This window comes from Treponema lecithinolyticum ATCC 700332, assembly GCA_000468055.1.
Lineage (GTDB): Bacteria > Spirochaetota > Spirochaetia > Treponematales > Treponemataceae > Treponema_C > Treponema_C lecithinolyticum.
The window spans coordinates 70,477-89,660 of the sequence record KI260569.1; the positions used below are offsets into that span (position 1 = coordinate 70,477).

The 19,184-nt window shown below is 44.1% G+C and carries 19 protein-coding genes; 6 read left to right on the forward strand and 13 right to left on the reverse strand.

What is annotated here, in order from left to right; translation table 11 throughout:
- Positions 1-46 precede the first annotated feature (46 nt).
- Positions 47-1,699, forward strand: a complete 1,653-nt coding sequence (locus HMPREF9193_RS08455; RefSeq protein WP_021687699.1) for a nucleoside kinase — start codon at positions 47-49, stop codon at positions 1,697-1,699.
- Here the strand turns inward: HMPREF9193_RS08455 and fliJ are convergent.
- The 8 genes from fliJ to flgB all read right to left on the reverse strand — a co-directional run bounded on the left by fliJ (position 1,696) and on the right by flgB (position 8,539).
- A complete protein-coding gene (gene fliJ, locus HMPREF9193_RS08460) occupies positions 1,696-2,124 on the reverse strand; it encodes a flagellar export protein FliJ (RefSeq protein ID WP_021687700.1) in 429 nt (142 codons plus the stop codon). The two genes, HMPREF9193_RS08455 and fliJ, sit on opposite strands and share 4 nt — an antisense overlap.
- Positions 2,121-3,461, reverse strand: a complete 1,341-nt coding sequence (locus HMPREF9193_RS08465; protein WP_021687701.1) for a FliI/YscN family ATPase — start codon at positions 3,459-3,461, stop codon at positions 2,121-2,123. The genes fliJ and HMPREF9193_RS08465 overlap by 4 nt, the downstream gene beginning before the upstream one ends.
- 12 nt (positions 3,462-3,473) lie before the next feature.
- Positions 3,474-4,406 (reverse strand): flagellar assembly protein FliH, encoded by a 933-nt coding sequence (fliH, locus tag HMPREF9193_RS08470; RefSeq protein ID WP_021687702.1) that lies wholly within the window; start codon positions 4,404-4,406, stop codon positions 3,474-3,476.
- A 13-nt stretch (positions 4,407-4,419) separates the two neighbouring features.
- The gene (gene fliG / locus HMPREF9193_RS08475) at positions 4,420-5,484 is read right to left on the reverse strand and encodes a flagellar motor switch protein FliG (protein ID WP_021687703.1); all 1,065 of its coding nucleotides are present in this window, start codon (positions 5,482-5,484) and stop codon (positions 4,420-4,422) included.
- 1 nt (position 5,485) lies between these two features.
- Complete coding sequence (fliF, locus tag HMPREF9193_RS08480; RefSeq protein WP_021687704.1) at positions 5,486-7,195, reverse strand: flagellar basal-body MS-ring/collar protein FliF; 1,710 nt, start codon at positions 7,193-7,195, stop codon at positions 5,486-5,488.
- A 92-nt stretch (positions 7,196-7,287) separates the two neighbouring features.
- Entirely contained in the window at positions 7,288-7,638 is a 351-nt protein-coding gene (gene fliE / locus HMPREF9193_RS08485) for a flagellar hook-basal body complex protein FliE (protein ID WP_021687705.1), read from the reverse strand.
- 18 nt (positions 7,639-7,656) lie between these two features.
- On the reverse strand, positions 7,657-8,112 hold the full coding sequence (gene flgC / locus HMPREF9193_RS08490; RefSeq protein ID WP_021687706.1) for a flagellar basal body rod protein FlgC: 456 nt from the start codon (positions 8,110-8,112) through the stop codon (positions 7,657-7,659).
- Positions 8,113-8,125: 13 nt separating this feature from the next.
- Positions 8,126-8,539 carry a flagellar basal body rod protein FlgB gene (gene flgB / locus HMPREF9193_RS08495; RefSeq protein ID WP_040848041.1) on the reverse strand — a complete coding sequence of 138 codons (414 nt, stop codon included), beginning with the start codon at positions 8,537-8,539 and terminating at the stop codon, positions 8,126-8,128.
- A gap of 112 nt (positions 8,540-8,651) precedes the next feature.
- Here flgB and HMPREF9193_RS08500 point away from each other — a divergent pair, with 112 nt between their 5' ends.
- Positions 8,652-9,302 (forward strand): redox-sensing transcriptional repressor Rex, encoded by a 651-nt coding sequence (locus HMPREF9193_RS08500; RefSeq protein ID WP_021687708.1) that lies wholly within the window; start codon positions 8,652-8,654, stop codon positions 9,300-9,302.
- Positions 9,299-10,366 (forward strand): class I SAM-dependent methyltransferase, encoded by a 1,068-nt coding sequence (locus HMPREF9193_RS08505; protein ID WP_021687709.1) that lies wholly within the window; start codon positions 9,299-9,301, stop codon positions 10,364-10,366. The genes HMPREF9193_RS08500 and HMPREF9193_RS08505 overlap by 4 nt, the downstream gene beginning before the upstream one ends.
- Here HMPREF9193_RS08505 and HMPREF9193_RS08510 read toward each other — a convergent pair.
- Positions 10,363-10,728 carry a PEGA domain-containing protein gene (locus tag HMPREF9193_RS08510; protein ID WP_021687710.1) on the reverse strand — a complete coding sequence of 122 codons (366 nt, stop codon included), beginning with the start codon at positions 10,726-10,728 and terminating at the stop codon, positions 10,363-10,365. The genes HMPREF9193_RS08505 and HMPREF9193_RS08510 overlap by 4 nt on opposite strands.
- A 24-nt stretch (positions 10,729-10,752) precedes the next feature.
- Positions 10,753-11,673 (reverse strand): leucine-rich repeat domain-containing protein, encoded by a 921-nt coding sequence (locus HMPREF9193_RS10905; protein ID WP_021687711.1) that lies wholly within the window; start codon positions 11,671-11,673, stop codon positions 10,753-10,755.
- 148 nt (positions 11,674-11,821) lie between these two features.
- On the opposite strand from HMPREF9193_RS10905, the gene HMPREF9193_RS08520 reads away from it, so the two are divergent.
- Genes HMPREF9193_RS08520 through HMPREF9193_RS08530 form a run of 3 tightly spaced genes read left to right on the forward strand, consistent with a single transcriptional unit; the run spans position 11,822 to position 16,175 of the window.
- Positions 11,822-13,291: a peptidylprolyl isomerase gene (locus HMPREF9193_RS08520; RefSeq protein WP_021687712.1), complete on the forward strand. Its 1,470-nt coding sequence runs from the start codon at positions 11,822-11,824 to the stop codon at positions 13,289-13,291.
- Positions 13,292-13,297: 6 nt separating this feature from the next.
- Entirely contained in the window at positions 13,298-15,169 is a 1,872-nt protein-coding gene (locus tag HMPREF9193_RS08525) for a 6-hydroxymethylpterin diphosphokinase MptE-like protein (RefSeq protein ID WP_021687713.1), read from the forward strand.
- Between the two features lie 10 nt (positions 15,170-15,179).
- Entirely contained in the window at positions 15,180-16,175 is a 996-nt protein-coding gene (locus tag HMPREF9193_RS08530; RefSeq protein ID WP_021687714.1) for an endo alpha-1,4 polygalactosaminidase, read from the forward strand.
- Positions 16,176-16,243: 68 nt separating this feature from the next.
- Here HMPREF9193_RS08530 and HMPREF9193_RS08535 read toward each other — a convergent pair whose 3' ends face one another.
- Genes HMPREF9193_RS08535 through HMPREF9193_RS08545 form a run of 3 tightly spaced genes read right to left on the reverse strand, consistent with a single transcriptional unit; the run spans position 16,244 to position 19,175 of the window.
- Positions 16,244-16,945: a hypothetical protein gene (locus tag HMPREF9193_RS08535; protein ID WP_040848043.1), complete on the reverse strand. Its 702-nt coding sequence runs from the start codon at positions 16,943-16,945 to the stop codon at positions 16,244-16,246.
- Between the two features lie 2 nt (positions 16,946-16,947).
- Positions 16,948-17,619 (reverse strand): tetratricopeptide repeat protein, encoded by a 672-nt coding sequence (locus tag HMPREF9193_RS10910; protein WP_021687716.1) that lies wholly within the window; start codon positions 17,617-17,619, stop codon positions 16,948-16,950.
- A gap of 23 nt (positions 17,620-17,642) precedes the next feature.
- Positions 17,643-19,175 carry a sigma-54-dependent Fis family transcriptional regulator gene (locus tag HMPREF9193_RS08545; protein WP_021687717.1) on the reverse strand — a complete coding sequence of 511 codons (1,533 nt, stop codon included), beginning with the start codon at positions 19,173-19,175 and terminating at the stop codon, positions 17,643-17,645.
- Between the last annotated feature and the right edge of the window lie 9 nt (positions 19,176-19,184).

Consider the following 19,184-nt stretch of genomic DNA (forward strand, 5'->3'; position numbering starts at 1 on the left):
ATCACCAATATATACATTTTTTCCGTAATATCGTATACTATGTGTTATGGAAACAGTTACTTTACGCTTAAGCGACGGCAGCACAATACAAACACCTTTAGGCACTCCCGCTGCCGATATTATTTGTCATTTTAAAGAAAAACCGAACACAATTGTAGCCGTGCGCTTTAACAATGAAATATGCTCTTTAACCCAGCCGCTTGAAAACAGCGGCGATGTGGAACCGGTGTGCATCGGATCTTCGGAAGCGTCCGCCATTTACCGGCGCTCTTTGTGTTTACTGCTTGCCGCAGCCGCTCACACATTGTTTCCCGGAAAACGCTTGGTCGTCGGTCACAGTTTGGGGCACGGTTATTATTATACGCTGGATACCGCAAAATCGCTTTCAAGCGCCGATGTAAAACGGCTGCAAGAAAAAATGAGCGAATTGGTAAAACAAAACCACAGCATACGCCAATCCTTTATTTCATACAAAGAAACCACCGCTTTATTCGAGCATTTAAACATGAGCGAAACGCGGAAACAGCTGAACTTTATTTGTCCGCCCCGGTTTAAAATAAACACGCTCAACGGTTTTTCGGATTTGTATTTTGCACCGCTTTTGCCGTCTACCGGTTATATTACACAGTTTGAACTTATGCCTTACGGCGAAGGTTTTTTATTGCGCTACCCGTCTACCAAAAATCCGAAACACATAGAAAAATTTAAAGACATTCCGCAATTGTTCAATGTGTACAAACGCTACAAAGAATGGGGAAAAATGCTGGGCGTCACTTCCGCATCATCGCTGAACGAAATGGTATTTAACCGCAAAATAAAAGATTTTATAAACATAACCGAAACGTTACAAAACAAATGCATTGCAGATATCGCAGACCAAATAAAAGAAAAAAGCAGCATAAAAACGGTTTTAATTGCCGGTCCTTCAAGTTCGGGAAAAACCACTACATCAAAAAAACTGTCAATGCAATTACAAGTGCTCGGCTATAAGCCCAAAGTAATAGAATTGGATTCGTACTATGTCGGAAGAGATTTAACCCCAAAAACAAAAACCGGCGAATACGATTACGAAAGTTTGCAAGCGCTCGACATCGCTCAATTAAACCGCGATTTGGAAGATTTATTTTCCGGAAAAGAAATACAACTGCCTTCTTACGACTTTGCGCAAGGAAAACGCCGCTACAGCGGAAAAACTATGAAACTGGATACGCAAAATATTTTAATACTGGAAGGCATTCACGGCTTAAACGATAAACTTACTCCCGCCGTTGCTAAAAAAAATAAATTCAAAATATATCTTTCGGCGCTTACCCAATTAAATTTGGATGATCACAACCGCATTGCAACCAGCGACAACCGGCTTATTCGGCGCATTGTACGCGATTCGCAATTTAGAGGTAAATCGGCAAGCGAAACAATTCAAATGTGGCCAAACGTACAAGCCGGCGAGCGCACGCACATATTCCCCTTTCAAGATAATGCGGATGCCATGCTCAATACCGCGCTCGACTACGAATTAGCGGTATTAAAAATATATGCCGAACCGCTTTTGCGCTGTGTAACACCTTTGCAGCGCGAATATGCCGAAGCAAGCCGTTTATTGCGGTTTTTAAACAATTTTTTACCCATCCCGACACACTTTGTCCCGGGGCATTCGATTATAAGGGAATTTATAGGAGACAGCGCATTTAAGTATTAGCTTAAACCGAAAGAACCGTACACAGCGTCTTCTACGGCGCTTTCTTCATCTTTTTCGCGCGCTTTTTTCCACAAAAATAATTTCTTTTCTTTAAGTTTATCCAAAACACTGCGTTTTTGCATACGCTCTACAAAAACCGCCCGTTTTTGCTCTATAACAAGCTGAGCTTGAGCAAGAGCTTCCAATAATTCTTCTTTTCGCACATCCAAGCGGTTTACATAGTGTTCAATTTGCACTAAAGAAGCAACATCGACATTGTCGTTGCGCGTTTTGTTTATCCTCACGCGTTCTGCGGCAATAGTTTGCAATTCGGCTTGTAATTTTTCGGCTTCAGCTACCGCGTGTGCCAATGCATCTTTTGCTTCTTTTTCTTCAAATTCGCGCAACTCAAGCAATTTTTGCAAATTAAACGAAAAACGCTTCATACGATCATTTCTTCTTCGGGGATGTCGACACCGGCTAATGAACCCAAATCGGTTAAAGTTTGTTCAATCGAAGTTTTTTCCGCTTCTTCTTGCATTAAAAAGCGTTCTATTGCCGGGTGCAGTTCTACCGCCGCATCCAAATCGGCATTGCTCCCCTTTTGGTACGCGCCGACGGTTATCATATCTTCGGATTCCGCATACAGCGCCATCGAACGGCGCAAAGCGGCAACGGCTTTTTGCGTTTGGCTTCCCGACACACGTTTGGAAAGCCGGCTAATACTTGCTAATACATCTATTGCCGGAAAATGGTAGGCTTGAGCCAATTTTCGGCTTAAAATGATATGACCGTCCAAAATACCGCGTACGGTATCCGAAACCGGCTCATCCATATCGTCTCCGTCAACCAGTACGGTATAAAAACCGGTAATGGAACCGGTTTTTGCAGTTCCGCTTCGCTCAAGCAGTTTGGGCATAGTTTCAAACACACTGGGCGTATAGCCGCGTTGTGCGGGAGGCTCTCCTATGGCAAGACCTATTTCCCGCTGAGCGCGGGCAAAACGGGTAACCGAATCGAACATAAGCATAACGTCTTTGCCTTGGTCCCTAAAATATTCTGCTACCGCAGTCGCCGTATATGCACCGCGCAAGCGCGCAATGGGTGATTGATCGGAAGTAGCCGTAACCACTACCGAGCGTTTTAAACCATCTTCCCCCAAATCGCGTTGCAAAAAATCCACCACTTCGCGCCCGCGCTCGCCTATTAAAGCAATAACGTTTACATCTGCGTTTGTGTTGCGCGCAATCATTCCCAGCAGTGTGGATTTTCCCACACCCGAACCGGAAAATATACCTAAGCGCTGCCCTTTTCCGACGGCTAAAAGCGAATCGATTGCCCTCACTCCGGTTACAATGCGGCTTTTAATCGGCGCACGGTCCAAAGGATCGGGAGGAGATGCTACAACCGGATAAAATTGCGAAAATGCTATATCGCCTTTTTTATCGCACGTTTTACCGGTAGCATCGAGTACGCGCCCGAGCAATTCTTTACCCACGCCCACTTGCAGCACGCTGCCGGAAGCGCTTACCGTACAGCCTATTTCTATACCTTTGGTATCGCCGTATGCCATAAGCTGTACGGTAGTATCGTATAAGCCTACAACTTCAGCTAAAACGTGCGAACCGGTTGAAGGAATTTTTATAGTACAGATTTCCCCGATAACGGCTTGAGGTCCCTTGCTTTCTACAAGCATACCGCGCACACGGATTACCGAACCGGTATAATGGATTGTTTCGGTTCGTTTTACGGTTTCCATGTATTTGGTAAAAACGCTTTCCATGAGGCGCCTGCCTTATTCGCCGGGCAGGGGCGCCGTTTTCGATACGGTTTTTATAGGAGAGATTTCAAGAATCTTTTGTTCAAGTTCGGCAAGCTGACTTGAAATGCGGGCGTCTATGGCGCCGAAATCGGTTTCTACTATACAGCCGCCTTTTTCCACTGTGGAATCTTCAGCAACCGTAATACTTTTTACGCTTTCAACCGCTTGCATAAAATCTTTAATATGTTCGGTAGTTAACTGCACATCGGCAAGGTTTACCCTCACCGTTATATCCCCTCTACCCTTTACTTTGCGCAGCGCTTGCAGCACATTGGACATTACTACGTTGCGCTGACTTTCGGAAATAATTTTTATAACTTTGCGCGATATAAGCAATACCAAATCGACGATTTGCTGTTCGGTTTCCTGCAAAATATTTTGCCGCTTGTCCATCGTGCGCTCAAGAATAATATGCATACGGTCTATAAGCCGCTGTACTTCTTGTCGCCCGCTTTGGTAACCGTCTTCGTGCCCTTGTTCAAAGCCTTCTTTTCGCGCATCGCTTACGTTTTTTTCATAGTTTTGTTCAGCTTGGCGCACAATCTCGGCGGAACGAAGCTCTGCATCTTTTATAAGCTCGTCTGCTTTATCTTCGGCTTGTTTTTTTATAACCGCCGCTTGGTCCGATTTGCGCTTTACTTCATCAAATGCCGCTTGTTCCGCATTTTGTACAATTTGCTGTGCTTGCGTTTGTGCATCGGCAAGCATTTTTTCTTTTTCCGCTTCCCAATCTTTTTTAAACGCTTCGGCTTCGCGGCGCAAATCGTCGGCAGTAGGACCCGAGTACTCCGGAATCTCTTCAACTTCGCTTTCTTCCGGTTCCGGCGTAAAATCGTGAGTTAATTTAAGTAAAACCTTTTGGTCTGATTTTATTATTTCCGTCGGGCGGAAAACCGTTTTAGCCATTGCGTACTCCCCGTTACACTACCAGTTCGTCCTCTCCGGAACGTGCGATAACGATTTCGCCGCCGTCTTCAAGCCGCCGGATAGTAGACACAATCTTTTGCTGCGCTTCTTCCACGTCTTTTAAGCGTACCGGTCCCATAAATTCCATATCTTCTTTTAACATGCTTGCCGCACGTTTTGACATATTGCGGAAAATCTTATCCTGTACTTCGGTATCGACCGCTTTAAGCGCTTTTGCCAATTCTTGCGTATCGACTTCGCGCATAACCTTTTGAATGGAACGGTCGTCGAGCATAACAATATCTTCGAACACAAACATGCGCTTTTTGATTTCTTCCGCCAAATCCGGATCGTCTTCTTCCAAAGATTCTATAATGGATTTTTCGGAAGAACGGTCTACCAAGTTCAATATTTCTACGATACTTTCCACACCGCCGGCGGTTGCGTAATCTTCGCTGGACAGCGTAGAAAGCTTTTTTTCCAAAACGCGCTCAACTTCGCGCAAAACATCGGGAGAAGTTCTATCCATAGTTGCAATGCGCCGGGCAACATCACTTTGTATTTCGTCCGGCAAATTTTGCAAAATAATGGAAGCTTTATTCGGCTCAAGGTAAGCTAAAATAAGCGCTATGGTTTGCGGATGTTCTTGCTGAATAAAGTTCAAAAGGTGCGCAGGGTCGGTGCGGCGGATAAAGTCAAAGGGACGCACTTGCAGCGAACTGGTTAAGCGGTTGATAATATCGATTGCTTTTTGGCTTCCCAAGGATTTTTCCAACAGTTCGCGTGCAAAATCGATACCGCCGGAAGTAATAAAATTTTGCGCTTTTATTAAGTCTTGGAATTCGCGCAATACCGCATCTTTTAACTCCGCATCGACGGTGTCAAAGCGTGCAATTTCAAAGGTAAGCGTTTCAACTTCATCTTCGCGCAAATGCTTAAAAATTTCTGCAGAAATATCGGCTCCCAGCGAAACCATAAAAATAGCCGCTTTTTGCCGTCCGTTTAGATTTTTATAATCTTTATTTTTTTTGGAACTGCCGCCGGTTGTCGATGCGGGTTTGGTTTGCGTGGATGCCATATTATTCCTCCATCAGCCACGAACGTATAAGCATTGCCACATCTTCCGGATGTTCGCGGGCGATTGAGATCGCACTTTCCTGAAGTTCCGCACGTTCACGTTCTTCAACAGACATGGTAACTTCCATACCCGCTTGTTCCGCTTCCCACAGCGTTTTTTCACGCTCCATTTGATGCTTGCGCAAAAGCTCTTCTTCGCGCAGCCGCCGTCGGCGCTCCATTTCCATAGAAATAAAACGGAACAAAATAAAAGACAGCAGCACCACAATAACGGCGATAACCACTAAAAGCACCGTACGCTTGGTTTGCTCTTTGCGCAAATAAGCAAGGTCTTCGGCAGCAAACTGCGCCGTACGGTCTACCGCAATATTTGTTACGGTAACCGAATCACCGCGGCTTCTGTTATAGCCGACGGCATCTTTTACCAAAGATTTTGCTTTTTCAAGATCTTCTTCGGAAACGGGAATATATTCTCGCTCTATTCTGCCATCTGCGCTAATAATCGGCTTTCCCGTTTTAGCATCCGTTTTGCGCTGCCACAACCCGTCGATGTTTACCGCAACGGTAACACGGTCTATAGCAGGACTTTTTGTTTCCTGCGTTTCGCGCGTATTGATAACTTGATTTTTTGTTTCCGACTTTTCTTGATTTATGCCGTACACGTTCGACATATCGGAATACACCGGCGGATTTTGTCCTTCTATACCGGCAGGTCCTTCGGGATTATAACCGGTACCTTTCCACACTTTTTCGATTGTTTGCGAAGAAAGCGTAACCGAATCCAAAATTTCCGAATCGTCGTAGGGGGTGTCCGGATTGTCCGGACGGCGCGTAAACGGAAAATACTCGGTCGAATTGACTTGCTTTTCGGACATATCCATATCGACTTTTATATTCAAATTGCGTACGCGGTCTTTGTCGAAATTCGCTTGCAGCGTCGCCAGCACTTTTTCGCGGTAAATATTTTCCAGATTTTCTATAAGCTTTTGTTCTTTAGCAATAATGTCTACGCGCTCGGAAGCCGCCATTCCCTTAAAATCGTTGAGCACATCCCCTGCAGAATCAACTATCGTAATGTTTTCGGCTTTTAAACCGGGAACCGCCATAATTAAAAGCTTTTGAACGCCTTCAACTTTCTTTTTATTTGAAGCAAAATCGCTTCCGGGTTTTACGGTTAAAATCACGCTTGCGCTAACCGGCTTTTGATCCGCGCTGAACAGCTCTTTTTCCGGCATACCCAACACTACTTCGGCTCGGTCTATTTCGTCCAGCGATTCTATATGCTGGCGTACTTGCGCCGTTATCGAGCGCTGTAAATTAACGTTTTGCTGAAAATCATCAACCGTCCAGCGCTCCACATCGAACAGCGACCACGGATCCACATTGCCGGGAACCAAATCTTCACGCACTAAAAGCGAACGCATACGACGCGCCGTCATTTCGTCGTCTACCGACAGCATACCGCTGTCGGATACGTGCACGGCAACGTTTTCCTGTGCAAGACGGTACACAATTTTATCGCGCATAGTTTGGTCGCTTACCGGCACGCTAAACAGCGGCACTGTTGTCGGACGTGATGAAAACACCGTTACCAAAACCAAGGCGGCAATAACCGCCGCCGTAATGCCGATGAGAATAACCTTTTGAACTGCGCTCCACTTAGCCCATAGTTCTTTTATTTGCTGAAAAAGCTTTTTAAGCCATTCGTTCATGCACCCTCCCGTCAAAAGCGGCTGCCGCTTTTGTGAACGAATTTACTTCCGTTGTTATAATGTGTTATTATAACACGTTTTACACGAATTGTCTACCTATTCGTAGTAATTTCGTTCCACGCCTGCGTAAGGCGGCTTATTACGTTTTGCGCTATGCTCAGCGTAAGATGCGCTTTGGACATGGCAATCGTTACATCGTGTACGTCAACCGAATCCGGATCTGCGGCATAGCGCTGCATCATATCGGTAACGTCTTGCTGTTTATCGTTTACATACGTAACGGCACTCGTTAAATATGTGTCGAATGCGGTAGGTTTAGCTTCCCCGGGATTTGTATTTTGTGCGTTTTTTGCACGCGAAACGCTCAGCGCTCCTATATCTGCCAATTCCGAAGAACCGATATGAGCGGGATTTGAACGTACTAAAGCTAATTGACTAAACATAGTTTATTTTACCTTTTTTTATTGACCGATGACAAGGGCTTGCTGAAACATTTCTTTAGCCCCCTGAATAACCGTAGTATTCGCTTCATATGCACGCGAAGCCGAAATAAGATCTATCATTTCGTTTACGATATTAACGTTCGGATATTCAACATAGCCTGCATTCGGTCCGGTTTTTATGGCATCGGCATTGGTGGGGTCGTACACCAGCTTTCCTTCGGTGGTATCTTTTTCGATTTTCATAACGCGCACGCCCTTGCCGACACCGTTGTCCAAATCTTCGGGAACAAAGGGACTGCGGAACGTAGGATGTTTTTGAGCGCTTGCCAACACAACGCGCGAGCGCTTAAAGGGACCGCCTTCTTGTGTGCGGGTGGTAGTCGCATTGGCAATGTTATCCGATATAACGTCGGTACGCAAACGCTGAGCGCTTAAGCCCGTTGCCGCAATATTGATACTCGAAAAAAATCCCATACCCTACCCCCGTTTATTTAAGAATAACTTTCATTTGCGAAAACTGAAAATTTTCCATTTGAGTTAACATTTGGTAACTCATTTGCGTTTTCAGTACATTCATAGCTTCTTGTTCGGCATCTACGTTGTTGCCGTTTGCCTTTACCGTACTCCAATAATCGGTAACCCGGCGCGGTTCAACCGTGCGGTAATCTATAAAGGTTTCGTTTTTTATGTGCCGCTCATCGGAAGTAACCAGCCGGGCAATGTCTTTGTCCGTTTTTTCCGATTCAAAGGCTTTTTTAAGTTCGCTTTCAAAGTTAAGGTGCGTGCGTTTAAAATTGGGCACTTCCGCATTTGCCAAATTGTGAGCCGTAATTTGATAGCGCAGTGCGCTCGCATCCAAAGCACGGTGCAATATGTCTACCGTGCGTGAAAAATCGTTCATCATATATTTATTTTCGGAAACGGGGTAAAAAAGTTTAGAAAAAGCTTCACATTACCGATTTTATAGTGTATACTGTTTCCAAGAAAATTTTAAACATTACAGGAGAAAAATCGTGTTAAGAAAAAAAATTCCGGCAACCCCTTCAATCAGACGTTTGCCGTCTTATCTGCATATAATCAGAAATGCCGTCAGCGAAGGCTATGACTTTATTTCGGGAACGGTAATAGCGCGTGAACTTGATTTGGAAGCAATTCAAGTACGCAAAGACTTGGCAATTACCGGTATCAGCGGTAAACCGAAAATAGGCTATCCGGTTACCGCTCTTATTGCAGCAATAGAACATTTTTTAGGCTGGGACAGTTCCAAAAACACCGTTATTATAGGAGCGGGTAATTTGGCAACCGCCCTTACAGGTTATCAGGAATTCAAATTTCACGGTTTGCACTTTGTAGCCGCCTTTGATACCAATCCCAAAAAGGTCGGCACCGACATACACGGAGTTCCCGTATATTCTATGGATGACCTTAAAGAGCAAGTAAAAAAATTAAAAGCTTCGATTGCCATTTTAACCGTACCTTCTTCATACGCGCAAGAAACGGCGGACAAAGCGGTTGCGGCAAATATAAAAGCTATATGGAATTTTACCAACGTTAAATTAAAGCTGCCCAAAGACGTAGTGTGCCAAAGAGAAGATTTAACTTCCGGCTATGCCATGCTCAGCCTTATGCTTAACAATAAAAAACCGCAGCGGCTTAAAGATTGACGGCATCAGACGGTAAAACGGCATGCCAAGCGCAGCTGTTTATAAACCGGCTGATAAAGCGAAGCCGCCACCTAAAAAAATGGGCGCGCAAAAACGGTATAAGCTGCTACCGGCTGTACGACCGCGATATCCCCGAAATTCCCGTGTGTCTTGACGTATACGAAGACCTTTCGCTTACAAGCTATGCCGTTTTATACTTATATGAACGCCCGTACGAAAAAGACAAAGCCGAAGAAGAGCTGTGGCTGAACGCTATAAAAAAAGCCGCATGCAGCGCATTGCATATTGCGGAGTGCAATATTTTTACCAAAACGCGCTACCGGCAGCGAAAAAACGGTAGCGGTCAATACCAAAAACAAAGCGCACAAACCGCTCCTGCCATGCAAACTGAAGCTCAAAAAGCTGCAGCTGTACGGCAGAGCAAAGATTCGGCTAGGCGTATAATTGTGCAAGAGCAAGGCTTGCGTTTTTGCGTAAACCTTGTTTTGTATTTGGATACCGGTTTGTTTTTTGACCACCGCATATTGCGCCAAACAGTGCGCGGCGCAGCACAAAATAAAACGGTTTTAAATTTATTTTGCTATACCGGTTCTTTTAGCGTATATGCGGCATCAGGCGGCGCACATCAGGTAACGTCGGTTGATTTATCTTCGACGTATTTGGATTGGGCGCACGACAACCTTGTGCTTAACGGCTTTACCGACGAAAAGCGCTACCCGCTTGTAAAAAGCGATGTGCTCGCCTTTTTGCAAAACACGCACCAAAGCTGGGATATCATTATCCTCGACCCGCCGACCTTTTCCAATTCAAAAAAAATGAACGGCGTGCTCGACATTAACCGCGATTGGCAAGTTCTTACCGCCTTGTGCCTTAAGCGGCTTAACAAAGGCGGCACGCTGTATTTTTCTTCAAACAGCCGCACGCTTAAATTCGATGAAGATTTTGTACGCACGTGCACGGCAAAAGGTGCGCCGTGCACGGTAACCGACATCGGCGAGTGCACAATCCCCGAAGACTTTAGGAACAAGCGCATACACCGCTGCTGGCAAATCGATAAAACTTAAGTATTTAAATTGTTGTTTTCAGGAGTTAACATATAATACTGGTGCGAAAGCGGTCCTTGCACCCACAGCAAAGACGGCAACCAAAAAAACAAACCGAAAATTAAATTAACGGCTTTTATTTCTTTTTTTGTTCCCGTGTGTATATCCTTATAACCATCTTTGCGGATAAGAATGTCGGGATCGTCCCATACGGCATTGCTCATGCGCGTGGTTGCAGGAGTTTTTCCGATGTATTCGCCGTCGACATATACGTCTGCACCGGGAACATCGGTGTTAAAACTAACCCTTGTGTGCGTAACACAGCTTGTTACAAGCGTAAGCACAAAAACCGAAAGCAATACAACTGCTCCAATCTTTTTCATCGTTTTCCTCACTTTAACTGTCGCTTAGTTACTTTTAAACTTATCCGGCGTCGTACCCATTACGGACGCTCTAGCTATATACATAGGTAATTGCTCCGCAGGCACTTGTATACCGCCGTCATCCAAATTTAAGCAGTTTTCAAAAGCTTTGCCGAAATTAGACTCACTGATATAATTGCAGTTAAGCGTAACCGAACGAAGTTCGCTGCAGCCTTTAAAACAAGTTGCAATATTCATTTCAGACGAAAAAGGAATTTCCGGTCCTTGCTGAAGCGCCGTGCAGCCTTCAAAAGCAGAGCTCATCACATTAATACTGTCCGGAATTTTAGATACCTTTGTAAGCGCAGTACAATTTTTAAAACAGCCGGTAAGGTCGGTAACGTTGTTAGGAATAAGCGGCATTTCCGTAAGCGCGGTACAGCCTTCAAAACAATAATCCAAATCCGTAACGCTGTCGGGAATGACAGGCGCCTTTGCAAGAGAAGTACAGCCTTTAAAGCAACCGTCCATCTTTGTAACGGTTTTAGGAATTTCCGGAGCGCTTACCAAATTGGTGCAGCCGGCAAAGCTGTAGCACATTTCGGTAAGATTTTCTATTGCACCGTCGAATTTAAGATCAATTTTTTTATCCGGATTTTCTTGCAGTATTTTTGCTAATTTACTTGTTTTATTTTTTTTAGCTTTCAAATCTTCCTGTGTAAGACCGGTTAGTTCAATACGGTTCACTTGTTCTGTGGAAGCTTTTTTTAGATAGGCATCCAAGCCGGCACCGTTTTGCCCAAAAGGCACTTGTGCGTACAGGGATTTACCTGCAGCAGAGTTCAAAAATGAAAAATCACTTTCATCGGCAACATTTTTACAACCGATACAGAGAAACAGTGCAACAAGCATCACTACAACCGAATAAAAAAAGATATTCGTTTTTTTGCAACTTGTTTTACTCATTGAAATCTCCTTAATATAACAAATCGTAAATAAATATATATCAAAATATATAAAAAATCAATAGTTTTAGCGATAGCATATACATTGACACAGCTTGCTCACCGTGATAAACTCGTTTAATATACCATTTTGTTACAAGGACTCACGCATGAAAAAAGAAGGTCATAAAAGCGTTACAAAAACGCTGTTGTATATAGGGTCGGTTGTTATACTGATTCTTGCGGCAGTATCTTTTGTCGTTATTCCGGCAATGCTTCCCGGCAAACAAACACAGCTGCCGCCGCTGGGTTCATACAAAAATAAAAAAATAGAATACGTGCAAGGCTCATACTTTTTGGATGCCGTTGCTTACTACGAACAGCAAAAAAAGAATTCAAACAAAACCGGACGCTCGCAAGAAAGCGATTTATTCGATGTTTTTAACAACGCATTCCGCGATACGGTTATTACCCTAGCTTTTAGCGACGAAGTAAAAAGAAGCGGTTACAAAGCTCCCGAACCTTTGGTAGAGCGTTCAATGCTGCCTTATTTTTACAATGCAAACGGCGTATATTCGGCAAAAATATTCCGCGATACGCCGGACAGCCGCAAAGCTGAAATCCGCAAAGAAGTTGAAAACCGGCTTGTATACAGCCGTTATGCAAACGATATCGGCAATTTAAAAACTTCGGCGGCCGAAATTCAATTTATATCGGACATGGGAGTACACAAGCGTTCTTTTGACGCAGCATTTTTTTCTACCGCAGATTATCCTCAAAGCGAAGCCGCTTTGTTCGGTACAAACAATGCACAGCTTTTTACCGTATATGATTTATCGATTATAACGCTTAACAGCGAAGCGGAAGCAAAGAAAATTTTATCGCAACTTAAAAACAATGAACTGGTATTTGCCGATGCGGTAAGCGAATACTCAACTAAGCAGTACAGCGATGCATCCGGTAAATTAAACGAAAGCTATTATTACCGGCTTAAAAATCTTATAAAGTCGGAAGAACAGCTTGCCAAAATAACCGAACTTGCAAGCGGTTCTTTAAGCGATGTAACTGAAACGAGTTTCGGCTTTTCCATTTTTTATGCAAACGGCGAAAGCATTCAGCCTGATTTTACTTCCGCCGAAATGCTGAACGTTGTACAACACTATATGAGCATTTATGAAGCCGGAATTATAGAAGATTACTACATTAACATTGCAAAAGACTTTTCGGCAAAAGCTGCCGTAGAAGGCTTTTTTTCCGCCGCAGCGCAATTCAATGCGCAAACATCCGATATTCCTTTGTTTCCGATAAATTACGGTAATGTGCCGCTTCTTTCTCCCCTGCCCGTGCAGGAAGTACCGCAGCTATCTCAAGAAACTTCAAACGAAAGCTTTTTACAAACCGCGTTTTCTTTAACCGAAGGAGAGTTGTCTTCTCCGCTCGTAACGGGTAAAAACATAACCGTGCTCCGTCTTAAAAAAATTGAAAATGACGATGTGGCTGCTGCAGGCACAATGAATTTTATGTATCCGTATTACGTATCTCAGTCGGACAGTGCCGCCGTGCAATCGTATTTTATGCGCAGCCCGCACTTAAAAAACAATTTGTTTAATGTGTTTTTTAAGTATTTTATAAACAGCTGAAATTCGGTGGCGAACGGCGTTTTAATCGATACAACCGGCACTCTTATCCAAACGGTACAAACCGAGCGGGGAATGTCGGTTTTATACGCGGGACAATATTTGTTTTCCCGCTACGATCCCGAAAAAACGCTGCGCACGCTTTTGGATTCGCTTACGTTCCAAAGCGGAACGCTGATTTTATGTTTTTCTCCCGTACTTCCTTTTACCGTAGAACTTATTAAAAAAAAGCTTGCCTCACAGCGCGCCGATAACTGTTTTATCCTCGGCATTGAAAAAGATGTACACTTGTACCGTTTGTATTGTAAAGCGGCAAGCACGTTAAAAAAAAGTGTACTAAAAAAAACAAGCACCAGCGCCCCCCCTGCAGCCGTTATGCAAAAGACAAGCGGTGTGCAGGATACAATCGGCACGCCGGAAAAAACAGCGGAAGCAAATGTACCGTCGGCAATCGTTTTGCTTGAGCGCGCGCAGGATACGGCAGTGCTGCTCGAAAAAGGCGGCTTTCCGGACAATCAGCAAAACCGTGAACGTTATTTTGGCGACAAATTGCCGAACGAGGGAACATTCCGCCGTATAAGCGTAATCGACGGTTCTGCGGGAGTACGCTTACATAAAGATTTTTACGATGCCGCAGCCGATTACGCACAAAACAGCATAAACGTTTTTTGGAAAAACCGCATAACCCTCGTTAGACTGGGCCGCCTTTTTTCCCGCAATGCACTTAAAAACTGCGCACGCGCGGCTGTTTCCGTTCCGCTCGTAAAACAATCGGTATGCCGCCCGATTTTAGTATGCGGCGCCGGCACTTCTTTAAACCGCCTTATTCCTTTTATCCGCATAAACCGCACGCGTTTGCATATTCTTGCGGTAGACGCCGCACTCCGCTCTCTTTTGGACCAAGGCATACGTGCCGACGCCGTTATTGCCGTAGAAAGTCAAGCTGCAACAAGCAAAGCGTTTACCGGAACAGCGGGTACCGATATTCCCCTTATAGCCGACTTGTGTTCAAGAGCGCAAATACTGCGCATTACCGGCGGCAGCGTATCGTTTTTTATATCGGAATATTATGCGAACCCTTTGCTTGAGCGCATAAAACAAACACTCGGTAATTTAAGCGTACTGCCGCCGCTCGGTTCTGTAGGTTTGGTATCTATGGAAATCGCGCTTTTACTGCGCGCGCAAAACGTTCCGGTATTTACATGTGGTCTCGATTTTTCCTACCCTGCAGGTATAAGCCACTGTAAAGAGGCTCCGTCGCAAAAAGAAAGCCACCGTGTCTCAAACCGCTTTTTTCCTGCAGGAAATCCCGAAAGCGCATTCCGTAACGGTACTTTTTTTGCAAAAAGCAAAAGCGGCAGCGATTTTGTATGCGACCCTGCTTTACGCGGCTATGCTCAATTGTTTAGCGCGCGCTATAAAAATGCGGCTCAAGTATACGACCTTGCAGATGAAGGCTTGGACACCGGTTTGCCGCGCTTAACCGAAACACAAGCATCCGCTATGTTGGATACATTTTTTTGCAATAACGGCACAAGTACCTCTGCTTCATCTGCGGTCGAAGACAATAAAAAAAATGCCGGCACCGGCACTAATAAAAGCTGCGCTCCAATTGATTTTTTTTATCTTGCCGAAAAAAAACGCTTAACCGATTTACGCGGCATACTGACCGGATCACTACCTGCCGTATCAAAAGGCGAACTTTTAGAACGCTTGAGTGAATGCAGTTACCTATATTTACACTTTCCCGACGGGTATAAAAATCCGCAATCCGACAAAAACTTTTTAAATCAAAGTTTTTTAAACCGTATCCGCAGCGAAATAGATGTGTTTTTAAAAGATATCGACATGCAAATCGAACAAAATAAAGAAAACGTATAAGGATGTTTATATGAATAAACTACACAAAATTGTATTACCCTTTGCACTGATATTAAGTGCCGCCGCTTTTTTATGCTTTTCATGCCGCAGCTCGGAGCAGGACAAAGCCGATTTACAAAGTATCGATTTCCGTTCGGAAATGCGCAGCTTTATCAGCGCCATAGCTCAAAAAGCACGGGTGCAAAATCCCTCGTTTATCGTTATACCGCAAAACGGTCAAGAGTTGATTACGTTAAACGACGAATCTGACGGACCGCTTGCACAAGAATACGTAAGCCGGATAAACGGTATCGGACGCGAAGATGTATACTTCGGCTACGAAAAAGACAATGTGCCCACACCCAAAAAAGTCAGCGAATATTTAAAAACATGGCTCGATGTGTACACACAAAACGGAAAATCCGTATTGGTTATAGATTATTGTAAGGGTAAAGAAAATACCGATTTTTCTTACAAAAAAAATGCCGAAAACGGTTACATTTCTTTTGCCGCAGACCAAAGAGCGTTAAACGCCGTTCCAAAATACCCTCAAAAACCGTTTCGTGTAAATACAAACGATATAAAAGAGCTTGCTCAAGCACGGAATTTTTTATATTTAATTAACCCGGAGCACTACAAAACAAAAGAAGAGTTTATAGACGACATGGCTAAAACCGATTACGACCTTATTGTCGTCGATTTGTTTTTTAACGGAACGGAATTAAGCGCTCAAGACGTGAAGCGCTTACAGCGCAAAAACAACGGAGCACGGCGCCTTATTATATGCTATATGAGCATAGGGGAAGCCGAAGATTACCGCTACTATTGGCGGCAGGAATGGAAACAACAAAAACCGTCATGGCTAAAAAAAGAAAATCCCGATTGGCAAGGAAATTACATAGTCGCTTATTGGGAAAGCGAATGGCAAAACATTATATTCAATTATACGGACAAAATAACATCGCGCGGTTTTGACGGCGTGTATTTGGACGTTGTAGACGTATTTACTTACTTTGAAAGTAAATAGGAGCAAAGCGGCGTTTGTATACCGCCTGAATGCAAGACGTCGGCTTACTTTGCTTAAGTTTGCAAGCTTTACTCTTTTCTAAAAGCTAAAAAACCGAGCGGCAGCACTTTACTTACCGAGCGCGCCCATGTTGTAGGATTTAAACCGACGGAAACCGCGTAAGCGTTTACAAACCAGTATTCGCCGGAAGCGGACGAAAATTCAAAATCTCCGTCACCGCTTTTTGGAAGCTGTGCTGCCGTATTGCCGAAATGAAAATCTTTATCGCCGTAACGGCGCGGATTAAAAGAAGGTACGGCAGTAGGAATACCGTCGTAAAAAACGCCCAAATTATAAGTATAGGGGAACGCGGCGCCTTCATTTACCAGTCTGATAACAACCCTATGACTTCCTTCTATAAGCATATCGCTTCCGGAAGATGTCCGTATGCGCCGATAGTTTAAACTTTGCATTTTATAAAATCCGTCGGCACTGTTATCTTTATTCACCGCATTTATTTGCGCGGCATCTTTTTGCAAAGTTTCTTGCGAATTATAAATGCGGTAATACACTTCGGTTCCCGAAGCGATAAAACCGGTATTTTGCACCGAAGAAAATTCAAATTTACGGGTTTCCGCCGTCGACGTTTGTGTGTTAACCGTTGTACCGTCGGCAGGATTTTGCGGCACTGCATTTTCGGGCGGATTTATTTCGTAAAAAGTTTCCAACCCGCATGAAGTAAACAGCAAAAAAAAGCACACTGTCAAACGGCACAACAAACGCACAGGCATGCTTACTGGATTTTTCCTTCCGAACGCAAAGCAATTATACGGCTTTTGCCCAAATTAGCCCAGTCGGTGCCGCTGTGCGTATCGTTTAATTTTTGATAACGTTCGGCAGCCGCTTGGTAATTCATCCTTTGATCTTCAATGCGTGCTGCGTTAAACATAGCTTTTGACGCAAGCGGAAAATCTTCTGCTTGCGATGCTTTATCAAAGTAAGCTACGGCATTGTCGAAGTCGCCAAGCTCTTCGCTGCATACGGCAGCATTGTAAAAACATATCGCAGCCGTATAGGATTTTTTTTGCGTTTCTGCTGCCAAAACCCAGTTTGTACGGGATTCTTCCCAATTTTTACGGTCAAAATCGATATCAGCTGCAGCCATAGCGGCTCTAACGCGTACAACGCCTGCCGATTTTTTTACCAGTTCGTTAAATCCGTTTAAAATTTCGGTTATTTGCGCTTCAGCCGTTTGCTCTTCTTTTTGCACTTTTTCCAAGCGGAATTGCAAAGCGTCTACCGCAGCAAGTCCCGATTTTTTTTGTGCGGAAAGCAGCGACAGTACAATACCTGCAATAAGCGCCGCACCGATAAGCACGGCAAGAAAGCTTAAAATAACTACGCGGTACTTTAAAATTGCCGCTCCCACATAATCGCTCAGTGTCTTTTTTTCCGTTTCCGACATATCAAAACTCCTGTACCGCTTGATCAGCGTATTTTTAATTCATTTAATAAACGGCACACATACGTGCGCTGTACATCCAATAATTTTGCAGCTTCCGTTTGATTCCACCCTGTTTGTTCCAAAACATTGATAACATAAGCTCTTTTAAAATCGAATAAAGCTGTTTTAAGCGACATATCGCCCTTTTGTTTATCCGCGTGCGCACGTAAATCAAAGCTTTGGACAGCGGTATTTTCAACCGCCGTTAAACGTAAATCTTCGGCGTAAATTAACGGCGGTTTTCCCAAAACGCACGCGCGTTCTATCGAATTTTCCAATTCACGGATATTTCCCGGCCACGAATAGGTGTGAAGTAAATGCAATGCGCTGTCCGAAAAACCGCTAAAATTCTTTTTTGTTTCAACCGAAAACTTTTTTCTAAAAAAATCGGCAAGCGCTTCTATATCGTTTCGGCGTTGGCGAAGCGGCGGCACTTGCACAGGCAGTACGTTAAGCCTAAAATACAAGTCCGATCGGAACGTACCCTTTTTTACCATTTCTTCCAAATTGCGGTTAGTAGCTGCAATAATGCGTACATCAACCCTTACGGTTTTGCTTGAACCGACTTTTTCAAAACTGCGGTTTTGTATAGCGCGCAGCAGCTTTGCCTGTACGTTAAGCGGAAACTCTCCTATTTCGTCCAAAAACAAAGTGCCGCCGTCGGCAGCTTCAAAACGTCCTGCCGCATCGGAAACGGCATCGGTAAACGCACCTTTAACATGACCGAACAATTCACTTTCCAAAAGCTGTTCCGATAAAGCAGCGCAGTTTACCCGCACAAACGGTTTTGAACAACGCGCGCTTTTTAAGTGGATATGTTCGGCTACCAATTCTTTGCCGACGCCGCTTTCGCCTAAAATCAAAACCGACGAATTGGTAGCGGCAATTTGTTCGATTACTTTTATCAAATCGAGCATTACCGGATCTGCTGCAATAAACTTATGGAATTCGCTTCGCGCAGCCAGTGCATTTTTCAATTCGTGTATTTCGTTACGTGCTTGCCGGTAAGTTGCGGCATTTTGGTAAGCGATTCCCACTTGAACGCTTAACAATTCCAAAATGCTCAAATCATCTTCGTCAAAAGGAATGCCGTTTTCTTTATTTAAAAGCTCAATAACGCCGATACAGGTTTGCTTTACCCGCAGCGGCACGACGGTCATAGATTTGGTAATATAGCCCGTTTTTTCCTGTACACCGGAAGAAAAGCGCGGATCGCTGGATACATCGTTTATAATAAGTGATTTATCGTTTTCGACAACCCAGCCGGCAATACTTCCCTTTACCGCAACGGGAATCGACATTACCTTTACGCCTGCAGGTCCCAAAGCAACTTTAAATTTAAGCGTTTGTTCGTTTTCTACCAGTAAAAGCGAAGAAGCTTCACATTTAACCAAACGCATTGCCGATTCCAAAATATGAACCAGCAATGCGTCCAAGTCGGCATAACTTTCATTTATCCAAGCGTTAATTTCGACAAGGGTATTCAGCTTTTCGACGTCAACGGCATGAGATGTCATAGCGAGCCA

Excerpts from the sequence above, each read along its gene's own strand:
- HMPREF9193_RS08455 (WP_021687699.1), top strand. The coding sequence starts at position 47 with ATGGAAACAGTTACTTTACGCTTAAGCGACGGCAGCACAATACAAACA.
- fliJ (WP_021687700.1), bottom strand. The coding sequence starts at position 2,124 with ATGAAGCGTTTTTCGTTTAATTTGCAAAAATTGCTTGAGTTGCGCGAA.
- HMPREF9193_RS08465 (WP_021687701.1), bottom strand. The coding sequence starts at position 3,461 with ATGGAAAGCGTTTTTACCAAATACATGGAAACCGTAAAACGAACCGAA.
- fliH (WP_021687702.1), bottom strand. The coding sequence starts at position 4,406 with ATGGCTAAAACGGTTTTCCGCCCGACGGAAATAATAAAATCAGACCAA.
- fliG (WP_021687703.1), bottom strand. The coding sequence starts at position 5,484 with ATGGCATCCACGCAAACCAAACCCGCATCGACAACCGGCGGCAGTTCC.
- fliF (WP_021687704.1), bottom strand. The coding sequence starts at position 7,195 with ATGAACGAATGGCTTAAAAAGCTTTTTCAGCAAATAAAAGAACTATGG.
- fliE (WP_021687705.1), bottom strand. The coding sequence starts at position 7,638 with ATGTTTAGTCAATTAGCTTTAGTACGTTCAAATCCCGCTCATATCGGT.
- flgC (WP_021687706.1), bottom strand. The coding sequence starts at position 8,112 with ATGGGATTTTTTTCGAGTATCAATATTGCGGCAACGGGCTTAAGCGCT.
- flgB (WP_040848041.1), bottom strand. The coding sequence starts at position 8,539 with ATGAACGATTTTTCACGCACGGTAGACATATTGCACCGTGCTTTGGAT.
- HMPREF9193_RS08510 (WP_021687710.1), bottom strand. The coding sequence starts at position 10,728 with ATGAAAAAGATTGGAGCAGTTGTATTGCTTTCGGTTTTTGTGCTTACG.
- HMPREF9193_RS10905 (WP_021687711.1), bottom strand. The coding sequence starts at position 11,673 with ATGAGTAAAACAAGTTGCAAAAAAACGAATATCTTTTTTTATTCGGTT.
- HMPREF9193_RS08520 (WP_021687712.1), top strand. The coding sequence starts at position 11,822 with ATGAAAAAAGAAGGTCATAAAAGCGTTACAAAAACGCTGTTGTATATA.
- HMPREF9193_RS08530 (WP_021687714.1), top strand. The coding sequence starts at position 15,180 with ATGAATAAACTACACAAAATTGTATTACCCTTTGCACTGATATTAAGT.
- HMPREF9193_RS08535 (WP_040848043.1), bottom strand. The coding sequence starts at position 16,945 with ATGCCTGTGCGTTTGTTGTGCCGTTTGACAGTGTGCTTTTTTTTGCTG.
- HMPREF9193_RS10910 (WP_021687716.1), bottom strand. The coding sequence starts at position 17,619 with ATGTCGGAAACGGAAAAAAAGACACTGAGCGATTATGTGGGAGCGGCA.
- HMPREF9193_RS08545 (WP_021687717.1), bottom strand. The coding sequence starts at position 19,175 with ATGACATCTCATGCCGTTGACGTCGAAAAGCTGAATACCCTTGTCGAA.